The 19,128-nt window shown below is 73.8% G+C and carries 15 protein-coding genes; 11 read left to right on the plus strand and 4 right to left on the minus strand.

Annotated elements, in window-relative coordinates:
• Positions 1 to 30 precede the first annotated feature (30 nt).
• The 5 genes from O1G21_RS21725 to O1G21_RS21745 all read left to right on the plus strand — a co-directional run bounded on the left by O1G21_RS21725 (position 31) and on the right by O1G21_RS21745 (position 5,254).
• A complete protein-coding gene (locus O1G21_RS21725) occupies positions 31 to 1,299 on the plus strand; it encodes an MFS transporter (protein ID WP_270146198.1) in 1,269 nt (422 codons plus the stop codon).
• 182 nt (positions 1,300 to 1,481) lie between these two features.
• Positions 1,482 to 1,715, plus strand: coding sequence for a hypothetical protein (locus O1G21_RS21730; protein ID WP_270146199.1), 234 nt, complete (start codon positions 1,482 to 1,484; stop codon positions 1,713 to 1,715).
• A gap of 122 nt (positions 1,716 to 1,837) precedes the next feature.
• Positions 1,838 to 2,383, plus strand: coding sequence for a methylated-DNA--[protein]-cysteine S-methyltransferase (locus O1G21_RS21735; RefSeq protein ID WP_270146200.1), 546 nt, complete (start codon positions 1,838 to 1,840; stop codon positions 2,381 to 2,383).
• 211 nt (positions 2,384 to 2,594) lie between these two features.
• Positions 2,595 to 4,016, plus strand: coding sequence for a family 2B encapsulin nanocompartment shell protein (locus O1G21_RS21740; RefSeq protein WP_270146201.1), 1,422 nt, complete (start codon positions 2,595 to 2,597; stop codon positions 4,014 to 4,016).
• A gap of 188 nt (positions 4,017 to 4,204) precedes the next feature.
• The gene (locus O1G21_RS21745; RefSeq protein ID WP_270146202.1) at positions 4,205 to 5,254 is read left to right on the plus strand and encodes a family 2 encapsulin nanocompartment cargo protein polyprenyl transferase; all 1,050 of its coding nucleotides are present in this window, start codon (positions 4,205 to 4,207) and stop codon (positions 5,252 to 5,254) included.
• 69 nt (positions 5,255 to 5,323) lie between these two features.
• Here O1G21_RS21745 and O1G21_RS21750 read toward each other — a convergent pair whose 3' ends face one another.
• Positions 5,324 to 6,364, minus strand: coding sequence for an NAD-dependent epimerase/dehydratase family protein (locus O1G21_RS21750; RefSeq protein ID WP_270146203.1), 1,041 nt, complete (start codon positions 6,362 to 6,364; stop codon positions 5,324 to 5,326).
• A 230-nt stretch (positions 6,365 to 6,594) separates the two neighbouring features.
• Between O1G21_RS21750 and O1G21_RS21755 the strand changes: the two genes are divergently transcribed.
• Both O1G21_RS21755 and O1G21_RS21760 read left to right on the plus strand, forming a co-directional pair.
• Positions 6,595 to 7,932, plus strand: a complete 1,338-nt coding sequence (locus O1G21_RS21755) for a DUF1254 domain-containing protein (protein ID WP_270146204.1) — start codon at positions 6,595 to 6,597, stop codon at positions 7,930 to 7,932.
• 122 nt (positions 7,933 to 8,054) lie between these two features.
• Positions 8,055 to 9,389 carry a DUF1254 domain-containing protein gene (locus O1G21_RS21760; protein ID WP_270146206.1) on the plus strand — a complete coding sequence of 445 codons (1,335 nt, stop codon included), beginning with the start codon at positions 8,055 to 8,057 and terminating at the stop codon, positions 9,387 to 9,389.
• A 249-nt stretch (positions 9,390 to 9,638) separates the two neighbouring features.
• Here the strand turns inward: O1G21_RS21760 and O1G21_RS21765 are convergent, their stop codons facing one another.
• Positions 9,639 to 11,519, minus strand: a complete 1,881-nt coding sequence (locus O1G21_RS21765; RefSeq protein WP_270146207.1) for a BACON domain-containing protein — start codon at positions 11,517 to 11,519, stop codon at positions 9,639 to 9,641.
• 150 nt (positions 11,520 to 11,669) lie between these two features.
• On the opposite strand from O1G21_RS21765, the gene radA reads away from it, so the two are divergent.
• Both radA and disA read left to right on the plus strand, forming a co-directional pair.
• Positions 11,670 to 13,181, plus strand: coding sequence for a DNA repair protein RadA (radA, locus tag O1G21_RS21770; protein WP_270146208.1), 1,512 nt, complete (start codon positions 11,670 to 11,672; stop codon positions 13,179 to 13,181).
• A gap of 201 nt (positions 13,182 to 13,382) precedes the next feature.
• Positions 13,383 to 14,441 carry a DNA integrity scanning diadenylate cyclase DisA gene (disA, locus tag O1G21_RS21775; protein WP_270151163.1) on the plus strand — a complete coding sequence of 353 codons (1,059 nt, stop codon included), beginning with the start codon at positions 13,383 to 13,385 and terminating at the stop codon, positions 14,439 to 14,441.
• 157 nt (positions 14,442 to 14,598) lie between these two features.
• On the opposite strand, the gene O1G21_RS21780 is transcribed toward disA, so the two are convergent.
• A complete protein-coding gene (locus O1G21_RS21780) occupies positions 14,599 to 15,498 on the minus strand; it encodes a hypothetical protein (protein WP_270146210.1) in 900 nt (299 codons plus the stop codon).
• A 192-nt stretch (positions 15,499 to 15,690) separates the two neighbouring features.
• Here O1G21_RS21780 and O1G21_RS21785 point away from each other — a divergent pair, with 192 nt between their 5' ends.
• Positions 15,691 to 16,605, plus strand: a complete 915-nt coding sequence (locus O1G21_RS21785; protein WP_270146212.1) for an HhH-GPD family protein — start codon at positions 15,691 to 15,693, stop codon at positions 16,603 to 16,605.
• A 72-nt stretch (positions 16,606 to 16,677) separates the two neighbouring features.
• Here O1G21_RS21785 and O1G21_RS21790 read toward each other — a convergent pair whose 3' ends face one another.
• The gene (locus O1G21_RS21790; protein ID WP_270146214.1) at positions 16,678 to 18,270 is read right to left on the minus strand and encodes an MDR family MFS transporter; all 1,593 of its coding nucleotides are present in this window, start codon (positions 18,268 to 18,270) and stop codon (positions 16,678 to 16,680) included.
• A 219-nt stretch (positions 18,271 to 18,489) separates the two neighbouring features.
• Here O1G21_RS21790 and O1G21_RS21795 point away from each other — a divergent pair, with 219 nt between their 5' ends.
• Positions 18,490 to 19,122 carry a TetR/AcrR family transcriptional regulator gene (locus tag O1G21_RS21795; protein ID WP_270146216.1) on the plus strand — a complete coding sequence of 211 codons (633 nt, stop codon included), beginning with the start codon at positions 18,490 to 18,492 and terminating at the stop codon, positions 19,120 to 19,122.
• Positions 19,123 to 19,128 lie beyond the last annotated feature (6 nt).

Consider the following 19,128-nt stretch of genomic DNA (forward strand, 5'->3'; position numbering starts at 1 on the left):
GGTTCCCCCGCGAGCGCAGACTGACTGCCCATGGCAGTGGAAACAGAACGGATTCCGGCCCGTCCCCGGCGCCCCGGAGGCCGTCTCGCCGTGCTGGGCGAGCGCGAATTCACCCGCTTCTTCATCGGGTACACGACCTCCCTCCTCGGCTCCTCGATGGCGCCCGTCGCGGTGGCCTTCTCGGTGCTCGACGGCGGTGGGAGCGGCACCGACGTCGGCTGGGTGCTGGCCGCCCGGATCCTCCCGGTGGTGCTGGTCCTGCCGGCCGGCGGGGTGATCGCGGACCGGCTGGGCAGCCGCCGGCTGATGCTGGGCTCGGACGTCCTGCGCGGCCTGGTCCAGGCGCTGTTCGCCGCGCTGCTGGCGGCCGGGCACGCGCCGGTCTGGGCGATGGTCGCGCTGGTGGCGGTCTGGGGGATCGGCGAGGGGCTGTTCACGCCCGCCTTCGGCGCGATCGTGCCCGACCTGGTGCGCCGCCAGGAACTGCTGGCGGAGGGCAACACCCTGCTGGGCCTGTCCCGTTCGGTGTCCTCGGTGGCCGGCCCCGCGCTGGCCGGCCTGGTCACCGCCGGGTGGGGTCCGGCGGCGGTGCTGCTGATCGACGCGCTGACGTACGGCGTCAGCGCCCTGGCGCTGGCCGGCCTGCGGCTGCCCGAGCGCCCGGAGGCGGACGGCGGGGACTCGATGCTCCGGGAACTGCGGGCCGGCTGGTCGGGGTTCACCGCCCGCCCGTGGCTGTGGATCACCACCGCGCAGATGAGCCTGTTCAACCTGCTGGTCTGGGCCCCGTTCCTGGTGCTCGGCCCGCTGATCGCGCAGCAGCGGCTCGGCGGCGCCCGGGCCTGGGGCCTGGTGATGGGCGTGTACGGCGCCGGCGCGGTGCTGGGCGGCCTGCTGATGCTCGGCCGCCGACCGGGGCGGCCACTCGCGGTGGCCACCGTGGCCGCGCTGGCCTGGGCGCTGCCGTCCGCCGCGCTGGCGGCCGGGGCGGCGCTGCCCTGGGTGGTCGCCGGCGCGCTGGTGGCGGGGTTCGGTTCGGCGGTCTGCGGGACGCTGTACAGCACCACGATGCAGCAGTGGGTCCCGCCGGAGCTGCTGGGCCGGCTGACCTCCTACGGGGCGCTCGGTGCCTTCGTCCTCGGCCCGCTCGGACTGGCGGCGGCCGGTCCGTTGTCGGCCCGGTTCGGCACCGGCGACGTGCTGTCGCTCGGAGCGGTCTGGCAAGTGGCGGCCGGGGTCGTAGTGTTGGGCGTACCGGCCGTACGGAACCGTCGCTGGGAGGAGGGCCCGGACGACTGACCCATCCCTCGGACGGCTCCGGGGCGCACCCCCGGCCACCATCGGTGCGGCCCACCGCGCACCGCGTCCGGCCGGCCCCGGAGCACAGCCGGTCGCTCCGCCCACGCGTGCGTGCCTCCGCGGCGGGCGGGGTGGCCGGGGCGGTCGTACGGTGGACGGAGGGGGTACGGAGGAGGTTCACCATGCCCGGTTCGCTCACCATCAGCCACCACCAGGCCGCGGCCACCCTGGACCACACGGACGCGGAACGGCTGGCCACCGTGCTGGCCGACCTGGCGTACCTGCTGGAGATCCCGGGGCCGGACCGGATCACCGAGGCCCAGCTCGCCGTGCTGTGCGAGGGCCACTCGCCGGACCGCGCCGAGCTGGTGCACTGGTGCGCGTCGACCGCCCGCGGCTTGAAGGGGCAGCTCTGACCGGACCGGTCGAAGGCCCGTCCCGCCCGCCGTACGATGGCGCGCGGGGCGGGCCGGTCCGGAGCGCCCCGTGGTCGCCGGGCCGGCCGGCGGCCGACCCGCAAGAGGGTGGGGGCCCGAGCGTGCCGCAGTCCCGGTCGTTGTCCTGGCTGACCGTGCCGACCCCGCTGCCCAGCGGCCCGATGCGCATCGCGGTGACCCCGCTGGGCGTGGCGGCCGCCGGTTACGGCGGACGGGACGGCGAGACGCCGCCGTGCACCGACCCGGCGAAGATCACCGCCGTCACCGAGCGGATCGGCGCCTACCTGGCGGGCCGCACTCGCGAGTTGGGCCTGCCGATCGACTGGAGCCTCAGCTCCGGCCCGCACCGCACGGTCCTGCGGACGCTGTGGGAGCAGGTGCCGTACGGCCGGACCATCACCTACGGCGAACTGGCCGCCCGCAGCGGGGTGTTCGAGGACGTCACGGAACCCGGCCTGGCCGCCCGGACGGTCGGGCAGATGATGGCCGCCAACCCGGTCGCCCTGCTGGTGCCCTGCCACCGGGTGGTCGCGGCGGACGGCATCGGCGGCTTCGGCGGCGGCCGGGTGGGGATCGACGTGAAGCGCTGGCTGCTCACCCTGGAGGGGGTGCTGGAGCCCACGCTGGACTGGAACGGCCCGCTGTAGCAGCCGGATGGGGGAAGATGGGGCGCGGAAGTCCGATGGTTTCGAATAAATAGTCGAACAAATATCGATCAGGCGATCTAGTCGTACTATTTGTTCGGTTATTCAGAACCACTCGATCGAGTGATTGCGGTCACCCCCGAACGGGCCCACCATGAAGCTGCAACACGAATGTGCAAGGCGACACTTCATCGGGCATGTGAAGGGCTCTCCTATGTCGACCGAAACCAACGCCGGTATTCCTGCGCCGGGCGCGCAGCCGGAGATCCGGCAGCAGCAGTCCCTGAGCACGGCGGGCGCGCGGAACCTCGCCACGACCACCAAGTCCGCGCCCCAGATGCAGGGCATCAGCCCGCGCTGGCTGCTCAGGATGCTGCCCTGGGTGCAGGTCTCCGGCGGCACGTACCGGGTCAACCGCCGCCTGCGCCACAAGGTCGGCCGCGGCCGGGTGAGCTTCGTCAAGACCGGTTCCGAGGTGCGGATCGTCCCGCAGACGCTGGCCGAGGTGCCGGTGCTGCGCGGTTACCAGGACGAGGCCGTGCTGGAGGAACTGGCCGGCCGCTTCGTGCAGCGGCAGTTCGACGCGGGGGACGTCCTGGTCACCGCGGGCACGCCGATCAGCGAGGTCTTCCTGATCGCGCACGGCAAGCTGGAGCGGCTCGGCACCGGCAAGTACGGCGAGGAGACGGTGGTCGGCACCCTGGCCGACGGCGACCACCTGGGCGACGAGGCGCTCCAGGAGGAGGACGGCAGCTGGCCGTACACCGTCCGCGCCGCCACCGCCGGCACCGTGATGACCCTCGCCTGGCCCTCCTTCCAGGAGCTGCACGACCGCTCCGAGTCGCTGCAGCTGCAGATCATGGAGTACCTGAACGGCTTCCAGCAGGCGCAGAACAAGCACGGCGAGGCCGCGATCGACCTCTCCGCCGGTCACGAGGGCGAGTACGAGCTGCCCGGCGCCTTCGTGGACTACGAACTCAAGCCGCGCGAGTACGAGCTCAGCGTCGCGCAGACCATCCTCAAGGTGCACACCCGGGTCGCCGACCTCTACAACAAGCCGATGAACCAGACCGAGCACCAGCTCCGGCTGACCATCGAGGCCCTGCGCGAGCGCCAGGAGCACGAGCTCATCAACAACCCCGAGTTCGGCCTGCTGGAGAGTGCCGAGTACGACCAGCGGATCCAGACCCACTCCGGCCCGCCCACCCCGGACGACATGGACGAGCTGCTCAGCCGCCGCCGCAGCACCAGGATGTTCCTGGCCCACCCCAAGGCCATCGCCGCCTTCGGCCGGGAGTGCAACAAGCGCGGCCTCTACCCGGGCACCGTCGAGGTCGAGGGCAAGCACGTCAGCGCCTGGCGCGGAGTGCCGATCTTCCCGTGCAACAAGATCCCGGTCGTCGGCGGGCACACCAGCTCGATCATCGCGATGCGCATCGGCGAGGACAACCAGGGCGTCATCGGTCTGCACCAGACCGGAATTCCGGACGAATACCAGCCGGGCCTTTCGGTGCGGTTCATGGGAATCGACGAGAAGGCCATCATCTCCTACCTGGTGAGCGCCTACTACTCGGCCGCGATCCTGGTTCCGGACGCCATCGGCGTGCTGGAGAACGTGGACGTCGCCCAGCGCTGACGACAGCCGCCGGCTCCGGCATCCGAGCCCGATCCGCGCCGCCCGGCCCTGGCTGGTGTCCCCGGTCGGGCGACCCCGGCCGGGCGGCGCGCCGCGGCGCGTACGGCCACCGGCCCGCCGCCCCGGCGCAATCCGGCCGCCCGACGGGCCGGCCGTCCCACGCACGCGCCCTACAGGGGGAGGAACCCATGACGAGCTCCACGCTGGAGCGGGACCACAAAGAGGGCCACGAGGCGGCCGACATCCTCGCCCGCGCCCGCGGGCTGGTCGACCCGGTGCTGCGGGCCGCCGTCGACTCGCTGCCCGGCACGATGCGCAAGGTGGCCGGCTACCACTTCGGCTGGTGGGAGGCCGACGGCACGCCCTCCGAGGCCCCGTCCGGCAAGGCGATCCGTCCCGCCCTGGTCCTCGCCGCCACCCAGGCCCTCGGCGGCACCCCCGGCACGGCCGTCGCCGCGGCCGCCGCGGTGGAGCTGGTGCACAACTTCACCCTGCTCCACGACGACGTCATCGACCGGGACGACACCCGCCGCCACCGGCCCACCGCCTGGCGGGTGTTCGGCACCACCGAGGCCATCCTGGCCGGCGACGCGATGCACTCCCTCGCGCTGCGGCTGGTCGCCGAGGACGCCCACCCGGCTGCCCGGGGCTCGATCCGCCGGCTGGCCGACTGCGTGGTCGAACTCTGCGAGGGCCAGCAGATCGACTGCGCCTTCGAGCAGCGCAACGACGTCTCGCTCACCGAGTGCCTGGCGATGGCCGAGGCCAAGACCGGCGCCCTGCTCGGCGCCGCCTGCGCGATGGGCGCGCTGTACGGCGGCGGGACGGAGGAGGCCGCGCAGGCGATGGACGGCTTCGGCCGCGAGATCGGCCTGGCCTTCCAGCTGATCGACGACCTGATCGGCATCTGGGGGGACCCAGCGGTCACCGGCAAGCCGGTCGGCGCGGACCTGGTCGCCCGGAAGAAGTCGCTGCCGGTGGTCAAGGCGCTCGGCTCGGGCACCCCCGAGGGCGCCCGGCTCGCCGAGCTGTACGCGCTGGAACGCCCGTTCAGCCCCGAGGAGTTGACGCGCTGCGCGGCCGCCGTCGACGCGGCCGGCGGGCGAGGCTGGGCGCAGGGCGAGTCCTGCGAGCGGATGGCCGCGGCGATGGCGCAGCTGGCCGTGGCCGTACCGGAGCCGTCCGCGGCCGACGAGCTGCTGGCCCTCGCCGAGTTGGTGACCCGCCGCACCCACTGAGGCGTGCTCCACCCGGAGTGGGAAGTCGACCCGGCCGACCTCCCACTCCGCCGCGTCACCGGCGGCGCGTCATCCGTGCGCGGCCAACAGCCGCTGCTCCTTGGCCGGTTCGATGCCCTGGGTGAACTGCGACCCCGGCGCACGCTTGCGCCCCTCGGTGTCGGTGTCCTCGGCCGACCCTCGGGTGCGCAGCCACTCCCAGGTGTCCCGCGCGGTCTCCGCGAACGGGCGGCAGCGCAGCCCGGCCGCCCGGGCGCGGCTGCTGTCGACCTGCCAGATGTACGCCCAGTCCGGCAGGTCCGGCGCCCAGAAGGGGAGTTCGAACCAGGGGGTGACCTGGTCCGGCCCCTCGGCGAGCAGCGGCCCGTCGTCGACCCGGACCAGCTCGGTGCCCGCCGCGCCCGCGACCTCCCGGCAGGTCTCCAGCCACTGCCCGAAGGTGAGCTGCCCGGGCGGCGCCGTGGTGAGGAAGCGCCCCGCCGTCCCGGCCGTCAGCAGGTCGAGCCCGAAGGCGGCGAAGTCCCGGACGTCGATCACCTGCATGGTCCGCCCCGGATCGCCGGGGGCGAGCACCCGCCCGCCGCGGGCCATCCGCTCGAGCCACCAGGGCAGCCGGCCGCCGCGCTCGTACGGTCCGATCAGCAGCCCGCTGCTGAGCACCAGGGTGCGCCCGGCGCCGAAGCCCTCCAGCACCGCGCGCTCGCCGCCCGCCTTCAGCTCCCGGCCGAACGGCAGGCCGGGCGGGGCGTCGGCGGGGCAGGGGAGGAGCGGGGAGTCCTCGGTGATCATCCGGGTGGCCCAGTCGGCGTAGGCGTGCACCGAGGAGACGAAGGTGTAGTGGTCGGCCCGCTCGCGCAGCAGCCGGGCGGAGAGCGCGGCCTGGGCGGGCTGCTGGGCGGAGGTGTCGACGACGGCGTCCCAGCGGCGGCCCTCGACCAGCCGGACGAGGTCCTCGGCGCTGTCGCGGTCGCCCCGGACGGCCTCGACCCCGGGCAGGTCGGGGGCGCTGCGGCCGCGGTTGAAGGTGGTGACCTGGTGGCCGCGGGCAAGCGCTTCGGCGGCGTAGGCGCGTCCGAGGAAGGACGAGCCCCCGAGCAGGAGGATCTTCATGCCGCCCAGCTTGTCCCGGCGCCGCCGCCCGCACGCCCGGATTAGCGCTGAGCAGAGTGCCGGATCGGCTGGGCCGGAGCAGCCGCGCCGGGCCGGGCGCCGCCCGACGTGCCACCCCACCCCACCCCACTTAGCATCCCAGATGTACCGATCGCTCGATCCATGATCTGATCCGGCGATCCACGATCTGACCCGATCCATGACCTGACCCGGCCTGGGAGAGCGACAGCATGGTCAACCCGGCACTCGTCGATCCGGCCACCATCCGCGCGACCGCGGCCGAGGCCTGGATCCGCGGCCACCCCGTCCTGCGGACCTACCGCACCCTCTACGCCCAGGCCCTGGACGAGGCGGACCCCGGCTACGTCGGCGGGTTCGGCGTGTTCCGGCACGCCGCGCGACCGGCCACCCCCGCCGACACCGACGCCGTCACCCCCGACAACGACACCCTCCCCTCCCACGCCTGGCTCGACCTGCGCGCCGAACCGTGGGTGCTCTCGGTCCCCGCCCAGGACCGCTACCACGTCCTAGCGGTGCACGAACTCGACACCCTGCACGCCGGGTTGATCGGTTCCCGGACCACCGGCCAGGACGCCGGGGACTACCTGGTGGCCGGCCCCGACTGGCACGGCGAGCCCCCGCCCGGCCTCCACGGCGTGATCCGCACCACCACCCGGCTGGTCGGCATCGTCGGCCACACCCGCCTCACCGGCACCACTCCCGCCGACCTCGCCGCACTGAAGGCCGTCCAGGAGCAGTACCGGCTGCGCCCGCTGCACGAGTACGCCGGCACCCCGGCGCCCGCCCCCGCCCCCGAACCGCTCTGGCCGGTCTGGCGCGACGAAGTCCTGGAGGGCGTCGAGTTCCTCACCTTCCTGGACTTCCTGCTCGGCTTCTTCCCGCTGACCGACGAGCTGCCACCCGCCGAGACCGAGCTGCGCGGCCGCCTCACCGACCTCGGCATCGACGGCCGCGGCGAGTTCGAACCCGCCGTCCTCCCGCTGGAGGTCCGCGCCGAGCTCGACCGCGGGATCGCCGACGGCCGCGCCCGGCTGACCCGGGCCCTCGCCGAACTCCGCGACTCCGCAGGCCTGTTCGGCACCCGCGAACAGCTCGGCGCGGACTTCCTCCGGCAGGCCGTCGCCGCCGAGCTCGGCCCGTACGGGCTGCCCGCCGAGGAGGTCTGGTACGGCCGTTGGGCGGCGGACAGCGAGGGCCGCCGCCCGCCGAACGCCAGTGACCGCGACCACCTGATCCGCTTCGCCCCGGACGCCCTGCCCCCGGCCCGCTTCTTCTGGTCCGCGACCATGTACGCGCTCCCCGGGCACCGGCTGGTCGACAACACCCTGGACCGCTACTCGGTCGGCGGCGACACCCCCGGCCTGGTCCGCGACCGGGACGGCGGCCTCACCCTCTACGTCCAGCACAAGCGCCCCGCGAACGCCGACCACTCCGCCAACTGGCTGCCCGCCCCGGACGGCCCGTTCGCCGTCGTGCTGCGGATCCACGGCCCGGAGGCGTCCGTCCTGGACGGACGCTGGCAGCCCCCGCCGCTCACCCCGCGCTGACCAGCCCCGCCCCCCGGGGCCCGACCGACCCAGGCCCCGACCGACCCAGGCCCCGACCGACCCAGGCCCCGACCGACCCGGCCCCGACCGACCCGGCTCCGACCCGATGAAGGACCCCTCCGATGAACCTGCCCGAGCTGGAAGCCCTGGCCGCCGACGCCTACGTCTACGGCTATCCGCTCGTCGCCGGCCTCGCCATGGTCGAGCGCTTCGCCAAGGGCGGCCTGGGCACCCTCCCGGCGGCGCCGTTCAACCACTTCAGCCACGCCACCCGGCTGGCCGGCCCGGGCGACCAGTTCGTCTCGGTCAACAACGACACGATCTACTCGATCGCCCAGCTCGACCTCTCCGAGGGCCCGCAGCTGCTGCACGTCCCGGACACCGCCGGCGCCTACTACGTGCTGCAGTTCATCGGCGCCTGGACGGACAACGTCGCCTACCTCGGCAGCCGCGCCACCGGCACCGACGCCCAGACCTGGCTGGTCGTCCCGCCCGACTGGCACGGCACCGCGCCGGACCCGGACCGGGTGATCGAACTGCCCACCACCGTCGGCACCATCGTCGGCCGCTTCGCCTGCAACGGCCCGAGCGACCTGCCCCGGGTCAAGGCGCTGCAGGCCGGACTCCTCCTGGAACCGCTGGAGCCCGGCGGCCTGGTCGCCGGACTGCCCGAGCCCGACCCGGACGTCCCCGAGCGGCTGGCCTTCTTCGAGCGCCTGCGGGTGTGGATGCAGGCCTTCCCGCCGGCCACCCCCGACGTCGAGTACCAGCGCCGCTTCGCCCCGCTCGGCCTGCTGGACGACGGCACCTCCCCGTACCGCGCGGCCGCCGCGGAGTGGACCCTCGCACTCGCCAAGGGCCTGGCCGCCGGACGCGAACGGGTCGAGGACGCCACCCGCCCGCCCGAGGAGCACCCGCCCGGCGAGTGGCGCTCCGCGCTCCACCTCTTCGACTACAACCTCGACCACCTGGGCCCCGGCACCCTGGACGACCCCGAGTGGCGCATCCCCGACCGCCGCGCCGCCTACCTCAGCCGCGCCGCCGCCGCCCGCGCCGGCCTCTGGGGCAACCACGCCTACGAGGCCTCGTACGCGGTGACCTACGACGACTCCGACGGCCGCCCGCTCACCGGTGCCAACAGCTACACCCTCCGCTTCGAACAGCCCCCGCCGGCCGAGGCCTTCTGGTCCGTCACCATGTACTCGGTGCCCGACTACTACCTGGTCGAGAACCCCATCAACCGCTACTCCATCGGCGACCGCACCCGCGGCCTGGTCTACGCCCCGGACGGCTCGCTGACCCTCACCCTCCAACACGACCAGCCCGACGACCCCACCGCCGCCGCCAACTGGCTGCCCACTCCCCTCGGCGAATTCCGCCCGATCATCCGCCTCTACCGCCCCAAGCCGTCCGTACTGGACGGCACCTACCAGATCCCCCCGATCCACCGCACCTGACGCCCGGGCCGCCCCGAGCCGCCGCCCCCGGCCGACCGCCGGGGCCCTCCTCGAGCCCGTGAGTGCCCTTCCGCGTGCCACCTCCGTCGCCCACCCGTCGGGCGCACGGCGGCAGTCGGGCCCTCCTACCGCCCTGGCGCCGTCCCCCGGCCGGTCGGCGGGGACATCTCGACCCGGAGCCCGCGCGCGCCCTTCCACGCGCCACCGAAGTCGCCCACCCACCGGGCGCGCAGCGGAAGTCGGGCCCTCCTACCGCCCCGGCGCCGACGCCGCACCCGTCGGGCGCGGGGAGGTGCTGCCCGTCGGAGTCGCCGAGGGCGTCGCCGTGCCGGTCGGTGATCCGGAGGGTGACGGCGCCCCCGACCCCGTCGGCGACGGCGTGCCCGTCCGGCTCGGCGTCGAGGTCGGCGAAGCCGTAGCCGTAGCCGAGGCCGTCGGCCCCCCGGTCGGTGCCGACGAGGGTCCCGGCGAGGGCTCCGCCGAGGAGGACGCGGACCCGCCCCGGCTCGCAGGTCCGCCCTCCAGGGCGACCACCGCCTGCGAGGGCGGCAGTGCGATCCGGGCGGTCCAGTGGGTGGTGGGCGCGAGGTCCTCGTCCACGGTGACGATCACGGTGATCCGCTGCCCGGGTGCCAGCGTTCCCGAGTCACGGCTGAGGCGGAGCCAGCCGGCGCCCGTCGCGGCGCGCCAACGGATCTCCGTGGTACCGGAGTTGGTGAGGGTGAGCACCGTGCGGCTGCCGTACTCCGCGGCCTCGACGGTGAGTAGCCCGGCCGGAGCCGGGTCGGCCGCACCGGAGGCGGGGGCCCGTTCGACCGCGGGGGCCGGGGCGGCGACCAGGGCCGGGCTGCCGAGCGGGGTCGCGCCCCGGCCCGGTACCGGGACCGCCGGTCCCTGGAAGGTCAGCCGCGGAAAACCGGGAAGCAACGTTTCTGCATCCACGCCACCGACGCCGCCCGCACCCTCGGCCCCCGTACCCGCCAGCTCCAGCCCCGGCTTCCCCGCGCCCGCATCCGCCCCGGCCCCCGCCGCCCACGATCGCGACGGCTGCTGCCCGGAGTCCCGCCCGGCCTCGTCCACCCGCACCGCCGAGACCGAGGCCGCCGACCCCGCCCCAGCACCGCCCCGGTGCCCGGCCCACAGCGCGACCACCGGCGCCGCCAGGACGGCCGCGAGCACCCCGGTGGTCACCACCCGCCGCCGGACCGCCAGCCCCCGGCCCGCGTCGGGCGCCCGGTGCCGGGGGAAGCCGCCGTGGTCGAACCGCAGCCCGGGCTCTGCCGCCACCGCCCCCCGTCGCCCCGCCACCCCCACCGACGACGTCACCCCGCCCACCGAGGCGGAAACCCCGCCCACCGAGGGCGGTGCCGTCAGCAGCGGCAGCCCCGACAGCCCCGCCGCGCCCTCCGCCGCCTCCCCGGCGGACACCCGCTCCGCCGTCCCCCGGCAGGTCGGGCAGTCCAGCACGTGCTGCACCAGCTCCCGCCGCAGCGCCGGGCCGAGCACCCAGTCCCGCCAGGACTCCGCCCCGGCCCCGCCCAGCCGGTCCAGCTCGGGGCAGCTGCCCACCCCGAGCACCAGCAGCGCAGCCCTGGTCCGGGCCACCTCGGCCTCGGCGGCGCCGAGCAGCTCGCGGGTCCGCTCGAACGGCAGGCCGAGGACGGCCGCCACCTCCAGCGGGGTCAGCCGGTGCCGGACGGACAGCTCGAGCGCCTCGCGCTGCTCCGGGTCCGTACCGGCAGCCTCCGGCCAGGCCAGCGAGGCCAGCTCACGTCGCCGCCGGACCGCCTCGGCCTCGCTCAGCCCCGCCCCGGGCCCCACCCCGGACTCCGCCCCGGGGGCGACCCCCGCCCGGCCAGTCGCCCGACCCGACCCACCCGCCCCGTCCGTCAGCCGCCGCAGGCAGCAGTACCGGGCCAGCGAGAACAGCCAGGCCCGCACCAGCCCGGGTTCGGCCAGCCGGGCGCCGTGCCGCCGGGCCAGTTCGCGGACCTCGCGCAGGGCGTCGGCGGCCGCGTCGTGTTCGCACAGCACCGAGAGGCAGTAGGTGAACAGGCCGTCCACCTGCCGGTCGTACGCCGCGAGTACGGCGTCCGGCGCCCCGACGGGCCCAACAGTTCGCGTTGTCACCCGTCCGACGGTAGGGACAACGGGCCGCCCGCCCCCGCCAATCGCCGGGTCTGTACTTCTTTCGGGTAACAACATCGCCCATGTGTGTGGACGCGCGGCGCGTCCGGTCGCGGACCACGGCTGTCACACCCAGGCACTACCGTGGGCCGCATGCCTCCGCGTTCCAAGACCACCGCCAAGCCGCGCCCGGCCTACCGCTGCACCGAGTGCGGCAACCAGCTGCCCAAGTGGGTCGGCCGCTGCCCGGAGTGCAATGCCTGGGGCACGGTCGAGGAGTACGGCGCGGTGCCGATCCGCACCACCGCCGCCGGCCCGGTCAGCGCGCCGGCCCGCCCGATCGCCCAGGTGGACGGCCAGGTCGCGACGGCCCGTTCGACGGGCGTGCCGGAGCTGGACCGGGTGCTCGGCGGCGGCCTGGTCCCCGGCGCGGTGGTGCTGCTGGCCGGCGAGCCCGGCGTCGGCAAGTCCACCCTGTTGCTGGACGTCGCCGCCAAGGCGGCCACCGGGCAGCACCGCACGCTCTACGTCACCGGCGAGGAGTCGGCCGGCCAGGTCCGGCTGCGCGCCGACCGGATCAACGCCCTCTCCGAGCACCTCTACCTCGCCGCCGAGCAGGACCTCGGCGCGGTGCTCGGGCACATCGAGGCGGTCAACCCCGGCCTGCTGATCCTGGACTCGGTGCAGACCATCGCCTCCGCCGAGCTGGACGGCGCCCCCGGCGGCCCGGCCCAGGTCCGCGAGGTGGCGGGCGCGCTGATCCGGGCGTCCAAGGAGCGCGGCATGGCCACCCTGCTGGTCGGCCACGTCACCAAGGACGGCCAGATCGCCGGCCCGCGCCTGCTGGAGCACCTGGTGGACGTGGTGCTGAGCTTCGAGGGCGACCGGCACGCGCGGCTGCGGCTCATCCGCGGGGTCAAGAACCGCTACGGCGCCACCGACGAGGTGGGCTGCTTCGAGCTGCACGACGAGGGCATCGTCGGCCTGGCCGATCCCTCCGGCCTCTTCCTGACCAGGCGTGACAAGCCCGTCCCGGGCACCTGCCTCACCGTCACCCTGGAGGGCAAGCGCCCGCTGGTGGCCGAGGTGCAGGCGCTGATGGTGGATTCGCAGATCCCCTCCCCGCGCCGGACGACCTCGGGCCTGGAATCGCCCCGGATCGCGATGATCCTGGCCGTGGTCGAGCGGCACGGCGGGGTGAAGCTCGGCAAGCAGGACATCTACACCGCGACGGTCGGCGGGGTGAAGCTGACCGAGCCCTCGGCGGACCTCGCGGTCGCGCTCGCGGTGGCCAGCTCCTCCACCGACACCCCGCTGCCCAGCAACCTGGTGGCGATCGGCGAGGTCGGCCTGGCGGGCGAGGTGCGGCGGGTGACGGGTGTGCAGCGCCGGCTCGCCGAGGCGCACCGGCTGGGCTTCACCCACGCCCTGGTCCCGCCGGACCCGGGCAAGGTGCCGCCGGGCATGAAGGTGGTCGAGGTGGCCGACATCGGCGAGGCGCTGCGGGCCATCCCGGGCCGTCGCCGGGCCCCGGCCAAGCCGCGCGGCGAGGGGCGTGGTGAGGTCCCGTCGGCCCCGCCGGCGCCCCGCGCGGCGAAGGTCCCGGCGTACCCGGAGGAGCTGATGGACGGCTGGGAGCCGCTCGACTCCGACGAACTGCGCTGACCCAAGCCCTGCCGAAGCCGCACGCAGTTAGACTCTCCCCAGTCTCATTGGCCAGAAGGCAGTACCGAGCGGTACTGAGCGACAGAGCAACAGACCGCGGACCGGCGCACGGCGCGAGGCGCGCGGCACGGGGTCGACCGGAGGAGTCACGTGGCAGCCAGCGACCGGGGGGCGGACAAGGCCTCCCGTGAGGAGGCCCTGCTGCGGGCCTCCCTCACCGCCATCGCGCCCGGTACCGCGCTTCGTGACGGCCTGGAACGGGTCCTGCGGGCCAACACCGGCGGCCTGATCGTGCTGGGCTTCGACAAGACCGTCGAGTCCCTGTGCACCGGCGGCTTCGTGCTGGACGTCGAGTTCAGCGCGACCCGGCTGCGCGAGCTGTGCAAGCTCGACGGGGCGGTGGTGCTGGACAAGGACATCACCAAGATCGTCCGGGCCGGTGTCCACCTGATGCCGGACTCCACCATCCCCACCGACGAGACCGGCACCCGGCACCGCACCGCCGAGCGGGTCAACCGGCAGACCGGCTACCCGGTGGTCGCGGTCTCGCACTCGATGCGGCTGATCGCCATGTACGTCAACGGCACCCGCCGGGTGCTGGAGGACTCCACCACCGTCCTGTCCCGCGCCAACCAGGCGCTGGCCACCCTGGAGCGCTACAAGCTGCGCCTGGACGAGGTGGCCGGCACGCTCTCCGCGCTGGAGATCGAGGACCTGGTGACGGTCCGGGACGTCACCGCCGTGGCCCAGCGCCTGGAGATGGTCCGGCTGATCGCCACCGAGATCGCCGGCTACGTGCTGGAGCTCGGCATCGACGGCCGCCTGCTCTCGCTCCAGCTGGACGAGCTGATCGCGGGCGTGGAGCCGGAACGCGAACTGGTCGCCCGGGACTACTTCCCGGAGCGCGCCGCCAAGAAGGGCCGGACGGTCACCGAGGTGCTGGCCGACCTGGAGGCGCTCACCCACGCCGAGCTGCTGGACCTGCAGACGGTCGCCAAGGCGCTCGGCTACTCCGGCTCGCCGGAGTCCCTGGACGCCGCCGTCTCCCCGCGCGGCTACCGCCTGCTGGCGAAGATCCCGCGCCTGCCCAACACGGTGATAGAGCGCCTGGTCGAGCACTTCGGCGGTCTGCAGAAGCTGCTCGCCGCCAGCATCGACGACCTGCAGACGGTCGAGGGCGTCGGCGAGACCCGCGCCCGCTCGGTCCGCGAGGGCCTGTCCCGCCTTGCCGAATCGTCCATCCTGGAGCGCTACGTCTGACCCGACGCGCGACAGACCACGGACGGCCCCCGGGGCTGCGGAATCCGTCGGGGGCGCTTCCCCGGGGTCGTTCCGCGTTCCGGCCCGATCGCGACGCACAACGCCGGAGCCCCCGACCACACCACGGTCGGGGGCTCCGCGCGGAACTGACGTGCGCTCAGTTGTCCAGCCGGATCGAGGTCCGTGCCGACACCTTGTCGCCGGAGAGCCCGGTGAGCTCCGCGAGCACCACGTACGTGCCGTTCGCCGGTGCCGTCTGGTCGGCGGTGGCGCACTGCGGCTTGCTGCGGCTGCGGTCCCAGGTGAAGGTCTCGGTCTGGCTGCCGTTCGCCGGGATCTGCACCCAGATGCTGCCCTTGTCGGGCGGGCAGTCGCCGGAGGACCAGACCCGGTCGTTGTTGGTGCCGCTGCTGACCGTGATCACCGAGGCGGTGCGGCCCAGGTCCACCCGGCAGTTGGCGCCGGAGGAGTTCTTGACCGTCAGGGCCAGCTTCGGCTTGTCCTTGGGCTGGTACGAGTTCTGGGTGCCCGCCAGCTCCAGGGCGACCTGCGAGGAGGAGCAGACCGGAAGTGCCATCACCTCGGGGGTGTTCACCGCCGGAGTGCCGCCCGAGCCGCCGGTCCCGCCCGCCGGCGCCGGGTTGCCGCCACCGGTCCCACCTGCGCCACCGGTACCACCGGAGCCGCCGGCACCAGCACCACCGGCACCACCAGCGCCGCCGGCACCACCGCCGGTGCCGCCTCCGCTGAGGCCGACCTCGCTGCCGCCGCCGCTGACCACCGGCCCGCTGCCGGTGCCGCCGGTGGCGGGGTGCGCCGCGGGGCCGCTCGGCGAGGCGCCGGGCGTGATCGCCTGAGCGGGCGTCTGGCTCTCGGACTGGGGCGGTGCGGCCTGGGCGGCCTTGCTCGATGATCCGCCGTCACCGCCCCCGCCCTGATCGGTCATCAGCCAGGCGATCAGGGCGACGACCGCCGCGACGGCGACGAGCACGACGACGCGCCGACGCCAGTAGATCGAGGCCGGCAGCGGTCCCACGGGTTGACGCAGAGAGGGCACGATCAAACTCTACGAGACTGTGTGTGGCGATTGACTCACCAACACCGCACAGTCGCCCCTTCTTTCACATGATCCGCCATTTGATCCGTTCGAGGGAGCTGCTGAACCCGGACTTCCGGGCCATTTCGCCCCAACCGGAACACAATCCTCCACTTCGGCTGCGTCCACCGGCCGTGGGAGGATCGAAGGGCCATGACTGCCATCACCCTCACCGAAGCCCCCGCGCTGCCGATGCCCCTGCCGCTGCTGCACTCGACCGTCATCGACTGGTACGAGGCCAGCAAGCGCGACCTGCCCTGGCGGACCCCGGACGCGACGCCCTGGGCGGTCATGGTGAGCGAGTTCATGCTCCAGCAGACCCCGGTGAAGCGGGTGCTGCCCGCCTGGCGGGCCTGGCTCACCCGCTGGCCCGCCCCCGCCGACCTCGCCGCCGAGGCGCCCGGCGAGGCGGTCCGGATGTGGGGCCGGCTGGGCTACCCGCGCCGCGCGCTGCGGCTGCACGCGGCCGCCGTGGCGATCACCGAGGAGCACGGCGGCGAGGTCCCGGACGACCACGCCACGCTGCTCTCGCTGCCCGGGGTGGGGGAGTACACCGCCGCCGCGGTCGCCTCCTTCGCCTTCCGCCAGCGGCACGTGGTGCTGGACACCAACGTCCGCCGGGTCTTCGCCCGCGCCGTGACCGGCGTCGAGTACCCGGCCACCGCCACCACCGCCGCCGAGCGCCGCACCGCGACCGCGCTGCTGCCCGAGGACGCCGGGACGGCCGCCACCTGGGCGGTCGGCGTGATGGAGCTGGGCGCGCTGGTCTGCACCGCCCGCGGCCCGGAGTGCGGGGACTGCCCGCTGTTCACCGCCTGTGCCTGGCAGCGGGCCGGCCGCCCGCCGTACGAGGGCCCGGCCCGGCGCGGTCAGACCTACGAGGGGACGGACCGGCAGGTGCGCGGCAAGCTGCTCGCGGTGCTGCGCGAGGCGCACGGCACGGTGCCGCAGGCCCGGCTGGACGCCGTCTGGCCGGACGCGGTGCAGCGTGCCCGGGCCCTGGACGGCCTGGTCGCCGACGGCCTGGTCGAACCGGTCGAGCAGGGCGTCTACCGACTGCCCCAGTAGGCCGCGCGAACACGACGACGGCGCCCCCGGAAGGCCCGAAGCCTCCCGGGGGCGCCGTGCGTGGCAGGACCGTCAGACCGCCGCCGCCTCCAGCGAGGCCTCGGCCGGCTGCTCGCCCTTGCCAGCGCCGCGCAGCGGCACCTCGCGCAGGAACACCGCGGCGGCGATGGCGATCACGGCCACCCCGGCGGCCCACAGGAAGACGGTGTGGATGCCGTTGGACACCGCGTGGTGGTAGGCGTCCTGGATGCCCGGGTCCAGCTGGCGCAGGGCGGCCGGGCTCATCTGGCCCGGGTCCTTCATGCCGCCCGGCGGCATCTTCCCGGCCGTCAGCTCGCCCATGGTGTCCTTCACCCGGTTGTTGAACAGCGCGCCGAACAGCGCGACACCGAAGGAACCGCCGATGGTGCGGAACAGGGTGGCGGTGGAGCTGGCCACGCCCATGTCCTTGAGCTCGACGCTGTTCTGCGCGACCAGCATGGTGATCTGCATCAGGAAGCCCATGCCGGCGCCGAGCACGACCATCCAGCAGGCCGAGGTGAAGCTGCTGGTCTCGGTGCCCATGGTGGAGAGCAGGACCAGGCCGCCGGCCATCACGATGGTGCCGATGATCGGGAAGATCCGGTACTTGCCGGTCTTGGTGACGGCCTGGCCGACCACCAGCGACACGACCAGCATGCCGAACATCATCGGCATCAGCAGCAGGCCGGAGTTGGTCGCCGAGGCACCCTGGACTATCTGCTGGTAGAGCGGGAGGAAGACGGTCGAGCCGAACATCACGAAGCCGACGATGAAGCCGATGATCGAGACCAGCGTGAAGTTCAGGTTCCGGAACAGGCTCAGCGGCAGCATCGGCTCCTGGGCCCGCTGCTCGACGTAGCAGAACGCGATCAGCGAGGCGATGGCGAGCGCCGCCAGGCCGAGGATCTCCTTGGAGCCCCAGGCGTACTGCTGGCCGCCCCAGGTGGTGATCAGCACGAGCGAGGTGATGCCGACGGTGAGCAGCACGGCGCCCGGGTAGTCGATCCGGGCGTTGTTGCGGACCTTCGGCAGCTTCAGGGTGACGATGACCACGGCGAGCGCGATCACGCCGAGCGGCAGGTTGATGTAGAAGGTCCAGTGCCAGCTCAGGTGGTCCGTGATGAAACCGCCGACCAGGGGGCCGCCGATGGTGGCGAGGGCCATCACGGCGGCGAACATGCCCTGGTACTTGCCGCGGTCGCGCGGCGGGACGAGCGCGCCCATGATCGACATGACGCCGACCATCAGACCGCCGGCGCCCAGGCCCTGCAGGGCGCGGAAGCCGATCAGCTCGTTCATGTTCTGCGACAGGCCGGACAGCGCCGAGCCCACCAGGAAGATCACGATCGAGGTCAGGAAGCTGCCCTTGCGGCCGTACAGGTCGCCGAGCTTGCCCCAGATCGGGGTGGAGGCGGCCATGGCCAGGGTGTACGCGGTGACGACCCAGGACAGGTGCTCGGCGCCGCCGAGGTCACCGACGATGGTCGGCATCGCGGTGCCGACGATCAGGTTGTCGAGCATGGCCAGCAGCATCGTGACGACCAAGCCGACCATCACGAGGCGGATCTCGCGGGGTGACCGCGGCTGTTCCTCCTCGGCCGTCTTGTCCTCCGGTACCGGGCCGGCGGTCTTGGACTGTGACATGGGGTGGGTCTCCCGGAGGTGTTCGGACGAGCGTCGCGCCGGGTGGCGGCTCACTTACTTGTCGCCCGGCTAGTTTATCGATCGTCGGCACGGTAAGTTGTTTCCTAGCCGGTCGTCAAGCCAGTTTTCATGCCGGCCCCCTGGGCAGGGAGAATGGGGCCCGGGGCGGACGCCACCCTGGAGTCCGCAGCAGTCACCGACGCAGTCATGAGGCAGGCCATGGGCACTCCGCACAGCCCCCGCAGCGACACCCGGGCTCGCATCATCGAGGTGTCGTTGGAGCTCTTCTCGGAGCAGGGCTACGAGCAGACCTCACTGCGCGAGATCGCCGACCGCCTGGGCGTCACCAAGGCCGCGCTCTACTACCACTTCAAGACCAAGGACGACATCGTCCTGGGCATCGTCGAGCGGATGTCCGCACCGATCGACGAGACCATCGCGTGGGGCCGCGAGCAGGACTGGAGCCCGCAGACGCGCGACGAGCTGATCCGCCGCTTCGCGGACGGGATGGCCGAGCGGGCCCCGCTGCTGCGCTTCTTCCACGAGAACCAGCCCGCGCTCCGGGAGTCCCCGGCCGGACTGGCCTTCAAGGAGCGGATCATCACCATGATGCAGCTGGTCCACGGGCCGGAGGCGAGCTTCCAGGACCGGCTGCGCGCCGCGATGACGCTGTTCACCATCCACTCGTCGATGTTCCTGCTCCAGCAGGACGGCAAGGACCCCGTCCCCGCCGAGAACGTGTGGGGCGAGAAGGTGCCGGTGGCCGACTTGGACGAGGCGCTGGAGGCCGCCCGCACGGTCGCGCTGGAGATCGGCGGCCGGATCAGCCACCCGGCCCGGACGGCCGGCTGAGCGGCT

The sequence above is a fragment of the Kitasatospora cathayae genome, assembly GCF_027627435.1.
GTDB classification, from domain to species: Bacteria; Actinomycetota; Actinomycetes; order Streptomycetales; family Streptomycetaceae; genus Kitasatospora; species Kitasatospora cathayae.